Origin of the sequence: Methylobacter sp., from assembly GCF_036845245.1 — a bacterium.
Lineage (GTDB): Bacteria > Pseudomonadota > Gammaproteobacteria > Methylococcales > Methylomonadaceae > Methylobacter_A.
Map to the genome: position 1 here is coordinate 95,303 of NZ_DAIUEH010000006.1, position 11,719 is coordinate 107,021.

General features: G+C 45.3%; 7 protein-coding genes. 5 read left to right on the plus strand and 2 right to left on the minus strand.

Annotated features, from left to right (window positions below):
* Positions 1 to 172: 172 nt before the first annotated feature.
* From V7051_RS04540 to V7051_RS04560, 5 genes are all read left to right on the plus strand, one after another.
* Complete coding sequence (locus V7051_RS04540; protein WP_334181124.1) at positions 173 to 388, plus strand: hypothetical protein; 216 nt, start codon at positions 173 to 175, stop codon at positions 386 to 388.
* 152 nt (positions 389 to 540) lie between these two features.
* Positions 541 to 945, plus strand: a complete 405-nt coding sequence (locus V7051_RS04545) for a glycine zipper 2TM domain-containing protein (RefSeq protein WP_333873845.1) — start codon at positions 541 to 543, stop codon at positions 943 to 945.
* 520 nt (positions 946 to 1,465) lie between these two features.
* The gene (locus tag V7051_RS04550) at positions 1,466 to 4,195 is read left to right on the plus strand and encodes a PAS domain S-box protein (RefSeq protein ID WP_333873846.1); all 2,730 of its coding nucleotides are present in this window, start codon (positions 1,466 to 1,468) and stop codon (positions 4,193 to 4,195) included.
* Positions 4,196 to 4,399: 204 nt separating this feature from the next.
* A complete protein-coding gene (locus V7051_RS04555; RefSeq protein WP_333873847.1) occupies positions 4,400 to 6,187 on the plus strand; it encodes a bacteriohemerythrin in 1,788 nt (595 codons plus the stop codon).
* Positions 6,188 to 6,226: 39 nt separating this feature from the next.
* Entirely contained in the window at positions 6,227 to 7,627 is a 1,401-nt protein-coding gene (locus tag V7051_RS04560; RefSeq protein WP_333873848.1) for an HD domain-containing phosphohydrolase, read from the plus strand.
* Positions 7,628 to 7,677: 50 nt separating this feature from the next.
* On the opposite strand, the gene V7051_RS04565 is transcribed toward V7051_RS04560, so the two are convergent.
* The gene (locus V7051_RS04565; protein WP_333873849.1) at positions 7,678 to 8,604 is read right to left on the minus strand and encodes a GNAT family N-acetyltransferase; all 927 of its coding nucleotides are present in this window, start codon (positions 8,602 to 8,604) and stop codon (positions 7,678 to 7,680) included.
* Between the two features lie 36 nt (positions 8,605 to 8,640).
* Positions 8,641 to 11,694 (minus strand): EAL domain-containing protein, encoded by a 3,054-nt coding sequence (locus V7051_RS04570; RefSeq protein WP_333873850.1) that lies wholly within the window; start codon positions 11,692 to 11,694, stop codon positions 8,641 to 8,643.
* Positions 11,695 to 11,719 lie beyond the last annotated feature (25 nt).

Sequence of the window (11,719 nt, forward strand, 5' to 3'; positions counted from 1 at the left end):
ATTGGCGCATTGTGATTCAAGAATAGGCTTTAGCGCCCTCTTAACAACTGGATTTGTTAAGCAGCCATTAAGGTTAAAGCGAATAATATGAATCCAAAGTTTATCACTGGCGACTGCCTTTGCCGACTCAACATTGAAACAAATTAAATCAATTATTTTAAGGAAGATACCCATGAAAAAATCGTTTTTTTTAAGTCCACTGTTTATGTTTGCAGCTATTTATTCATCTGCATCCTATGCATCCGGAGGGGAAGGTCATGGCAGAGGACACCACAGACATCATCATTCCGAGCAAGCGAGGTATTATCCGGAACAATCCCAGCGTTCAAACTATCAAGATCCGCGCTCACACCAAGGTTTGGCAGGGGGTGTTGTCGGTAGCGTTTAATAGGTAACGGCGACCCTATTGCTACCGGGCTGAGCGCTGCGGCCGGTTCTTATCTCGGCAACGGAGTCGCAGGAAGACGCTAACCCGATTTAATTTGCAAGCTTAATTTGTGTTAATTCAATAACAAACCAAATAACTCAAAGGAAAATGCCATGAAAAAGTTACTTTTTTTAATTCAGTTAACTGCTGCTGTAATCCTGTTTTCACCTATATCATATGCTGATGGCGATTGGGGACACCACGGGCACGGCTGGGGACACCATGGCCACCACCATGGCTATTATCCGCAGCCGCAAATAAATTATTACCCGCAGCCACAGATCAACTATTACCCAGCGCCGCAGATTAATTACTATCCCCAACCTCAAGTTAATTATTATCCGCGGCAAGCACAATATTCAAACGATCCACGCTCCCACCAAGGGCTGGCCGGGGGTGTTGTCGGTAGCGTTTTAGGCTACGAAATAGGTAACGGCGACCCTCTTGCCACCGGACTGGGCGCCGCGGCCGGTTCTTTTCTGGGCAATGGCATGAACGGAGGGTATCCTGGAAGATGATAATTTAATTGCTATATAACGGATTAGCTTAACTAAAGGGAGTTCAGCGCGAATTATATCGAGCTGAACTCCTTATCTTTTACCCAGATCGGTTATCTTTATTTTAACGACTAATGCATCGATAGTTATTAGCCTCGCTAATTTAACTTAATTTCCGAAAGACTTAACTCGCCTTGCTCTCGCATCTAAAATAGATGCGTTCTACATTACTCACTCTCCGATTAACCAGAAACAACACTGTATGCACTACGCGGATTTTCGATGACATACAGTAGTCGGTTACGCGGCAGATCCGCTGACTCCCATCCCCCAATAAACATCACATCATCAATCAGCGTGGCATTGTTGTTCGCATAGCGGTTAACCCACAAGGATAACTGCTGATCAGCTGCATAGATAAATCCTCAGAAGATAAAAACTCAGTGGATAAATTGCCAAAAGGCAGTTTTTCCACCCGAAATGATAGATTAAGTACAATATAATTTATCATTTCGTCAACACCGCTAAAGGAGCAGGGCAATTGCTTGATATATTTGTTCTAAACTCACTAACTGATATGGCTCAGGTATATAACAGAAGCTATAACATACCTATGGTGATTGTTTCAGTACTCATCGCAATTTTTGCGTCTTTCAGTTCGCTTGAGATGGTTGATCGATTGGCGCGTGGTGATCAACGCTATCTCTGGTTGGCAATCGGTGCACTGATCCTCGGCGGCGTATGGGCGATGCATTTCATTGGCATGTTGGCTTTTCAGCTTGATTGTGAGGTAAATTACGATCCATGGATTACCGGTTTATCCGTGTTGCCCGGCATTTTTGCAGCAGCAGTGGCGTTAGATATTGTTACCAGTAAAAAAAATATTTCTTTAAACAAATTAGTGCTGAGCGGCATAATTATGGCATCGGGTATTGGCCTGATGCACTACTCCGGCATGGCGGCAATCCATCTAGATGGCATATTGCGTTATAATTTAAAGCTATTCATTTTGTCTCTTGCCGCCGCTGTTTGTTTATCGGTTGCTGCATTGTTAATCAAGACCTTACTGTCCAGATTACAGGGAATTACAAACTCATTCGTTGCTTCGCTGCTGGGAGGCTGCGTACTGGGAGGTGCGATATCCAGCATGCATTATATAGCTATGGAATCGGTGTATTTTGTTCATTCTCACAATAGCCATGATCGAATCATTGTTTCAACAAGCCCCAATGTTCTTGCAATCGCTGTTATTTCTATCGCCATCTTATTAATTTTAAGTGGTTTAATATTTACTTACCTGGGGATAAAAATCGCTCATGCTCGTGTCCGTATTAATGCCATTCTCGCGTCGACCAGCCAAGGTTTCGTGATGATGGATCAAAACGGCATTATTACAGAATGTAACCACGCCATGCAGGTCCTGATGGGCATTGATAAACAGTCAATAGTGGGCAAGTTTTACGGAGATTTAATTATTGCTGATAACAGCGGCGCAATGCAGGATAACTATCGAATGGAAGCAAAGCTGAACCGTCCCGATGGACGCGTATTACCTTGTTTGATTAATAGCAATTCAGTCACCGACGATGACGGAGAAATATTGTATTCCTTTGCTTTGTTCAGCGACATTAGCAAGCGTATCGCAGCCGAGACTGATCTACGGGAACGGGAGATGCAATTTCGCGCATTGCTGGAATCGACACCCGACCCCATGGTGATCGTAAATAGCCACGGCTTGATTGATATGGTCAATCATCAGGCTGAAGAACTACTTGGATATACCAAAAATGAGCTATTAAGCGAACCGGTTAATATTTTATTGGCGGATGGAGAGCATGATTTATACAGTAAATTGCACGAAAATTATATGCATGCCGCCACCCAAACCAGACCGGTGAGCAAGCAACATGAACTTTCCATCAAAACTCGAGAAGGCAAGAAAGTTCCTGTCGAAGCCAGCTTCAGTCCTATCAATACGTCCAATGGATTACTAATTGCCGCAGCATTGCGAGATATTACCGAGCGTAAAAGGGTTGAATACGTACTTGCACGATCTGAAATGAAGTTCCGCACACTCTACGAATCCACAAGCGAAGCCGTAATGCTTTTGGACAAACGCGGTTATTTTGACTGCAATGACGCAGCCTTAGCCATATTCGGCTGCGAAACCAAAGAGGACTTTTATACCAAGCACCCCAGCGATTTCTCAAGTCCTATGCAGCCATGCGGTAGAAATTCATCGGATTATGCTAAAGAGATGATCGCCAAGGCTCTGGAACAGGGGGGAAGCTATAGATTTGAATGGTTACACCGGCGTATCGATAACGGTAAAAATTTTCTTGCCGAGGTGGCATTAAATTCTATGGAATTGGATGGAAAGTTTGTGCTTCTGGCTACAGTACGGGATATTACTGAACGCAAGCAATACGAAGAAAAACTTCTTCAATTGGCTGAAGCTAAAAGTCAGTTATTGCAATCTGAGAAGATGTCCACAATCGGGCAGTTAGCTGCCGGTGTCGCTCACGAATTGAACACCCCTATTGCTTTCGTTTATTCCAATCTCGGGACTCTTGAAAGCTATATTAAAGACATTTTAGAAATAACTGCTGCTTGCCAAGCTACCGCGCGGAACGATGAGACCACTAATTTAATTGAGTTACAAGCAGAAAAAAATTTCGAATATGTGAAATCTGATATTTTCGAACTGATAGCGGAATCAAAAGACGGCCTGTCACGAATGAGAAAAATCGTAGATGATTTGAAGAATTTTTCCCGCATTGGAGGATCGGAATGGGAAACAGTCGATCTGCATAAAGGACTCGATTCAACGCTAAATATTGTCTGGAACGATCTCAAGTACAAATGTGTAGTAACCAAACACTATTGCGAGGATTTACCGCAAATCCTCTGCCTTGCTTCACAACTCAACCAGGTTTTTATGAACTTACTGGTCAATGCGGGACATGCCATTGAAAAGCAAGGCGAAATCATTATTACTACGCGCGTATGCCCAAACGATGACGCTGCGATCCAGATTATAATTACCGACACAGGCGCCGGTATCCCGCCGGAAAACCTCAAACGAATTTTTGACCCTTTTTTTACAACGAAGCCGGTGGGGCAAGGCACCGGCCTTGGTCTTTCGATTTCTTGGGGTATCGTCGCCAAACATCACGGTATTATTGACGTGAACAGTACCGTCGGAGCCGGATCAACTTTCACAATTACGCTGCCAATCGAACAGCATGATATTACGAGAATGACGGAATGATCCGGCAATGTCCTTCTGTAAAAACAGGCCCAATAGATTTTGATGATAAGCGTGTCCCGGCCGACTGCTTTGGAAATTCATTTAAACCCGTCTCATCAGCGTCATTTGTATTTTATTAAAAGTCAGCATGCTGCCGAATAAATATGCTATTAAAGAATTACGCCCTGATGCAGACTCCCCTTCTTATCTTTCTTGCAAAATGATATGACTATTTTGAATTGGAATAACCAGCTGGTGCTGGGTATAAAGTCTGTTGACGAACAACATAAACATCTTGTCGATTTAGCTAACCAATTGGACGAAGCTGTCGCCATCGGCGCTGACCGTGACACCATCATCAAAATTATAAATAGCTTAATTGATTATACGGTGTACCACTTTCAGCATGAAGAACAGCTGATGTCCGCGGCAAAGTTTAATCCAACGATATATGCCGTACATGAAGCGGAGCACAAAGAATTTATAGCCAAAATGAAGGCCGTCCAGTGCGAAGTCCAGGCCGATATTAACGCTCTTTCGGAGGACCTGATGGACTACTTGGTCAACTGGCTTTGTCATCATATCCTCAGCACCGACAAACGAATGGCGCTCAGCCTTATTAATGGCATTGATGCCGAACAAATCCGAATCGATAAACACGAACACGATGAAATTATGCAGAGTAATCTATACTCGGCCCTGCGCGAGAGCGAAAACCGCTTTAAGGAACTGGCCGAAAATATTTCTGCATTAATCTGGATCACCAATGCGAATCATGTGCCGATTTTTTGCAATCACTTTTGGTTTTCCACGTTCAATTTACAATTCGATACCCTCACCCGCGAGCGATGGCTAAACACCATACATCCCAAAGACCGGGACAAAGTGACCCAAACCTATAGCCGCGCTGCCGAAGAACTCAGTAAATTCAAAATTCAATACCGCGTGCTGACCGCCGACGGCAAAATCACCTGGATCTATGAAACAGCTGTACCCCGAGTGCGGAAAAACGGGAGTTTTGCCGGTTTAATGGGTTGCGGCATGGATATTACCGGGCAAAAACAAGCCGAGACCGTGCTCGCTCGCAGCAATGCGCAACTGGAAGAAGACGTTGAAAAGCGCACCCAAGAACTTATCGAAATTAATCGGACCTTGGAATTTGAAAAAAACCAGCAGTTCTTGCTAATCAATCAGTTAAAAGAAACGCAAGCGCATCTGGTGCAATCGGAGAAAATGGCATCTATCGGTCAATTGGCTGCCGGAGTAGCGCATGAAATCAATAATCCTATCGGCTATATCAACTCCAATCTGACGTCATTAAAAAATTATATCGATAATTTGCTGGCACTGGTGGCGATCTACGAACAACATGAAGCAACCGGTTCCAATACCGAACAGTTCGCAGACATTGAAGCCTTTAAACAAAAAATAGACCTGGAGTTTTTGAAGACTGATGTACTCGATTTATTAGAAGAATCTCATGAAGGCGCTACACGGGTAAAAAAGATTATTCAAGATCTTAAAGACTTCTCCCATCTGGGCGGTGATGACTGTCAATGGACCGATCTACATGTAGGGCTTGAACGTACGCTCAATATTGTTAACAATGAAATTAAATACAAAGTAACAATTATCAAAGAATTCGGTTATCTACCCGAAGTAAAATGCTTGCCGCACCAACTTAATCAGGTATTCATGAATTTGCTGATCAATGCCGCACACGCTATCGAAAATAAAGGCATTATCACCTTGCGTACCGGAACAGAAGGCGATTACGCTTGGGTGGAAATCAGCGATACCGGCAAAGGCATAGCTCCTGAGCACCTGAGTAAAATTTTCGATCCTTTTTTTACTACCAAGCCGGTGGGTAAAGGCACCGGGTTAGGACTTTCAGTTTCTTACAATATTATTAAAAAACATCAAGGAGAAATTCAAGTGAGCAGCCAATTAAATAAAGGAACGACGTTCAAAATTATTTTACCAATTGCCGGAGCGATTATTGAAAATGCGTAACATGGCGGATATGCCAATTGAAATAAAACTGGAGTGGTTATGCTGACCGAACTCGCTAACGGCTTACACGACGAGCCTGCTGCGGTCTTGTTTGTCGATGATGAAATAAATGTGCTTAAATCCCTGCGCCGCTTATTTCATAATGAACCTTATACCACCTACTTTGCCTCAACCGGCGCAGAAGGGCTGGAGATATTGCGGCAAAATGTCGTTGATCTGGTTGTTTCCGATATGCGTATGCCGGAAATGAGCGGTGCGGAATTTCTATCCGAAGTTTTCATGCAATGGCCTGAGACCATCCGTATTTTGCTGACCGGCTATGCCGATTTGCAATCAACGATTGATGCCGTTAATAAAGGGCGTATTTACAATTATTGCAATAAACCCTGGAATGATGAAGAACTTAAGTTACTGATTCGCAATGCGCTGGAACAAAAACGCCTGCGCGAAGAACGGGATCGCTTATCCAGCCTTGTTCACCTGCAAAATAAAGAATTAAAAGAGCTCAACGAACATCTGGAAGAAAAAGTCGAGCAACGTACCGAACAGCTCAATACGGCTATGCAGCATCTTGACCGGGCAAATAAGAATCTGGAGAAGCAATATATTGAATCGATAAAAGTGTTCTCCCGGATTATTGAAATGCGTCCAGGCATTAAAAGCGGACAATCTAAATATATCGCCGAAAAAGCCTTGTCGGTTGCGCGTGAGCTGCGCATGAGCACAGAAGAGAGAAAAAATATTTTTTATGCCGGCTTGCTGATACAAATCGGCAAAATGAGTTTGCAGGATAGCTTGCTGTTAGAGCCTTATTACTCGATACCTCTCCTCGATATAAGCCGTTATTTAAAACATGCTGTAGAAGGTGAAGCGTTATTGAAGGGATTACCACCGTTAAAAGGTGCTTCCATTCTAATCCGGCATCAATATGAACGCTATGACGGCTCAGGCTTTCCCGACGGTTTGGCTAAACAAAAAATTCCGTTGGGATCACGTATTCTCAATGTGATCAGAGACTATATCAAGTATCTTGAAGGATCAATGAACGGCGAAGTCATGTCCGTCAGCACTGCAATCAGTCACTTGATGTCTCGAAAAGAAAGTTATTATGATCCTGATGTTATCGACACTTTCATTAAAGTGCTCAAAGACGATACAAGCATTGAAGAGGATGTGGTTATTGAACTCCCTAAACTCGAAAAATCATGGAAAAACAGCAGACTACTTGGCGCACAACAAAATACTGCCATGGAGCGCCCGCTTATGGAAATCTCATGGATGCAACTAAAACCCGGCATGGAAATCGAAAGCGTCTATTTTGAGAATAAGCCTTATATTAAAAACTGCATCATAGATCAAAAAATAATTAACAACATCAATTCATTAAGAGAAAATACCGGGAAAAATCCCGTCATTAAAATCCGCATGGGCAAAAAATAATTCATGGCTATGCCTGCCGCTTCGCCAATTTATACTGTTCCAAGCATGGCTTAACCGGTTTCAGGCAAAAAACTCGGCAGACTGACCCCGTTAAACGCTTGAAATTTTCCGCGTGCTTGAAACAGATGGATTTCCACATTACGTCCGCCCCAATCGTAAAGCGTTTCAACCAGTTCGCGCTTATCCATCGGAATCACACACAGCGGCGCGCTGCCTCGAAAGCGCTCCGCCGCTTGCAGTAGTAATGCTAATGTCGCTTGCTCGCTACGCGCCACGCAAGGCCCAAGCATATTCAGCGCGGGATCTTTAATGGAAATCATAAATCCCTCGATAGTGCCGTCAATACCTTCAAATACCAAAGCCTGTAATACACCGCGCGGGTTTTCGATCGCATACCGGTAATCGTTTACGCGGCTGATACCGCTGACTTCCATTTCCAGAGCCACCATCGCATCAACATCCGCCGAAACGGCTTCCCGTACTTGGTCACGTAGCGAGTAATGCACCTGAAGTCCGGCAATCGGCACGGGCAGCACCATATCATGATAGCTACAGCGAGGGATAAAACCTGAACGGTTGTACAGTGAAAACGAATCCATATTCATAGCGCTGCCGACCAGCCGTAGTGCGGGATATTGGTGCGACTCGGTAAAATCGACAATATAATCGACCAGCGCCCGCGCGACCCCGCGCTGAAAATAATCAGGGTTCACCGACATGATGCCAAGGCTGACATGATGTTCTCGTGGATGAAAAAAACAGGCGCCCATCAGTTTGCCGGTGTCCGGGTCAAACGCGGCAATATTGCCGCCGGGGCTGATGTCGTTGTAAATATCAAGAAAAATACCCACCTGCTCAGGCGCGCAAGCGAAATAATCGGATGGCCAACCATGCGAGCTATACCAGATATTGAAGGAACGATGCAGCATATGAACATAAGCGCCGCGATCATCATCGGTGAGTTGTCGTAACAGCATTTGAATTCCTCTTTATTTTAACCAATGAGATATCAATTAAACGTATTGTCCGAGCAACTCTCTTTCAAAGTCCTCTACCGGCATCGGCTTACCGAATAAGAATCCCTGATAAGTGAAACAGCCGTTACATTCGAGGAAATCCCGTTGCTCTTCTGTTTCCACGCCTTCGGCAATGACATCAATTCCCAGATTGATCGCCATACCGATAATCGTCTGCACAATCACCGCATCGGTAGGTTTAACGGCAACATTGCGTACGAAACTCTGGTCTATTTTCAATTGATCAAGCGGAAGCTGCGTTAAATAAGCCAGCGACGAATAGCCGGTGCCGAAATCATCTATAGAGAAATGGACTCCGATCTTCTTGAGCGCCTGCATTTTAAGGATAGTCTCGTTAATATCGTCCAACACCAAACTTTCAGTCAGCTCCAGCTTAAGTTTATCTGGATCAACGGCAATCATTGCCAATAACGTAGATACCTGATCGACAAAATCAGGCTGGCGAAACTGGCAGGCGCTGACATTGACGGCAAGCTGCAAATGGCTCAAGTTGCTATCCTGCTCCCAGGCCTTAAGTTGCCTGCAAGCGGTTTCCAACACCCACAGGCCGATCGGAACAATTAATCCGGTTTCTTCTGCCAAATGAATGAACTGGCAAGGAGAAACCATTCCCTGTTCCGGATGCTGCCAACGCAGCAATACCTCGGCGCCAAGAATGCTGCCGGCATTATTGATCTGCATCTGGTAGTAAAGCTTAAGTTGATTTTCCGGCAAGGCGCGACGCAGGTCCGTTTCAAGCGCTATCCGAATCTCCATCGCGGCATGGGTAGCCGGATCGAAAAAGCGTATAGCATTGCGTCCTGACCGTTTGGCCTGATACATGGCGGTATCGGAGCGCTTAAGCAGCTCGTCTACGGTAAGTTCATGACTGAGAAACAAGCTAATGCCAATACTGGATGAACTATGGTATTCATGTCCCTGCAAGTCGAAAGGCTGATTAATGGCCGCACGAATTTTCTCGGCAATAGTCTCGGCCTGTACCGCAGCCTCTTCGGCGACCATACTGAGCTCATCCAAAATAATCAGAAACTCATCGCCTCCCTGGCGGGCAACAGTATCATCGGCGCGTATACAGGCTTGCATCCGAGTGGCAATCTCAATCAGCAGCAAATCACCGATATGATGCCCCTTGGTATCGTTCAGCTCCTTGAAATTATCCAGATCGATGAACAAAATTGCGCCGTGGTTATGATGACGGGCGCTGGAAACCAAAGCCTGCTGTAACCTGTCCCGCATTAAACGGCGATTGGGCAAAGCCGTAAGCGGATCATAGAAAGCCAGGTTATGAATAATTTCTTCAGCCTGTTTTTTCTGGGAGATATCTGAAAACGTGGCGACATAATGCGTAACATCTTCACCCTCAACGGTCGCGGCGATAATGCTGAGCCACTGGGGATATATCTCGCCGCTTTTGCGACGGTTCAAGATTTCCCCTTGCCAGTACTTATCCCGGCTCAGGCTATCCCACATCGCCTTGTAAAACTGTGCGCTCTGGCGGCCCGATTTAAGCAAATAACCGGGAGTCAGGCCTATAGCTTCCTTGGCAGTGTATCCGGTGATCCGGGTGAAAGCCTGATTGACTTTTAGAATAATCTGATCTGCATCGGTGATAGCGATGGCCTCCAGAGACTCTAACGCAATTGCGGCGATACGTAGATCCGCTTCCGTTTGCTTACGTTCGGAGATATCGCGGATCACGGCCTGGATAACGGGTTTGCCGTCCAGTTCCATCGCACTGAGCAGCACATCGACAGGAAAGATCTCGCCGGTATCGGCTCGCTTGTGCATCCACTCGAATTGATATTTTCCCTTTTCCATTGCTATAGCGATTCGCTGAACAGCCAACGTTTTGGAATCATTACCGCACGGCTGCTTCGGCGGTGACAAATCGGCAGGGTGCTTAGAATAGAACGCTTCCGGTGTTGCACAGCCAAAAATTGTCAGAGTCGCCTGATTACAGTCAAAAAAACCTTTCTCGTCCAGCAGCATTATTGCATCACCGGTCATATCGTAGAGTGTGCGAAATTTTGTTTCCGAACGCCGCACAGCCTCATCCGCCTGCTTTTGCTCGGTAATATCCCGACCAAAGGCGAACGCACCGATAACACTTCCATCACTGCCGAGTTCGGCAACAAAACGAATATGATGGATGCGCTGATCGCCATGATGATTTGGAACCATAACCTCAACATCTTGCGGTTTGCCTGTATAGATAACCTGTTGCAGCTTTTCCTGATAATTTTCTATTCCTATGCAGGTATTGAATTTACTTTCTATCGGCGTTTTGCCGATCAGCGATTCAGAAGCAACATCCACAGTCATCTCCAGCCTATGATTAACGTAAACTGCGCGGCAATCGAGATCGTAGCGAATGATATTGTCCGGAGAACTTTCTACCAAGGAGCTGAGCTCCTGTTCGCGCCTAGCGACGGAAATACGCAGCATCATGTTCTCGCACAGAGTACGGTAGGTGCGTTGCGAAACTATATCTGTAAACAGCAGAAATAATAAAATCATCACACTCATCGTGGTCTGGATTTCTGTACCCTCAAGCAACAAACGCACAACCACCGTAACCAGCGTAGGTAATGTAAATGCCAATAAGGATATTCTATCGATTGACAGCGTAGTAATGGCCGCAGACGCCATGCCCCCAAGCGCAAAAGTCAGAAATACCTGATACGGAAGATTATGCGGAGGAAATATCAATAGGCTTGCCAGTCCCCATGCCATGCCAATAGCCGTGATACTAATACGAAAACGCTGCAACCAGATGCGATCATCAGTTGACCCGGCGCGGCGATGTGCGATAAACAGCAGCATACGTACAGCCAGCGTAATCATTATAACTACCAGCCAAGCGATGATAGCGGACGCAGCTACGACTCCCCACTGCATACCCGAAACAATCAATGCTACCAACGCATTCCCAATCAATGCCATTGGAATATTGGCATAAAGCCACCGCACCTGCTCAGCGCGAACCGCTGCCGCTTCATCGGCGGCAGGTATGTTAATGGGGATATGCATGCAACTATGCTCTTTTCGGAAATAA

What these genes read in the sequence shown, in the direction of transcription:
- V7051_RS04540 (WP_334181124.1), top strand. Translation starts at nt 173, where the DNA reads ATGAAAAAATCGTTTTTTTTAAGTCCACTGTTTATGTTTGCAGCTATT.
- V7051_RS04545 (WP_333873845.1), top strand. Translation starts at nt 541, where the DNA reads ATGAAAAAGTTACTTTTTTTAATTCAGTTAACTGCTGCTGTAATCCTG.
- V7051_RS04555 (WP_333873847.1), top strand. Translation starts at nt 4,400, where the DNA reads ATGACTATTTTGAATTGGAATAACCAGCTGGTGCTGGGTATAAAGTCT.
- V7051_RS04560 (WP_333873848.1), top strand. Translation starts at nt 6,227, where the DNA reads ATGCTGACCGAACTCGCTAACGGCTTACACGACGAGCCTGCTGCGGTC.
- V7051_RS04565 (WP_333873849.1), bottom strand. Translation starts at nt 8,604, where the DNA reads ATGCTGTTACGACAACTCACCGATGATGATCGCGGCGCTTATGTTCAT.
- V7051_RS04570 (WP_333873850.1), bottom strand. Translation starts at nt 11,694, where the DNA reads ATGCATATCCCCATTAACATACCTGCCGCCGATGAAGCGGCAGCGGTT.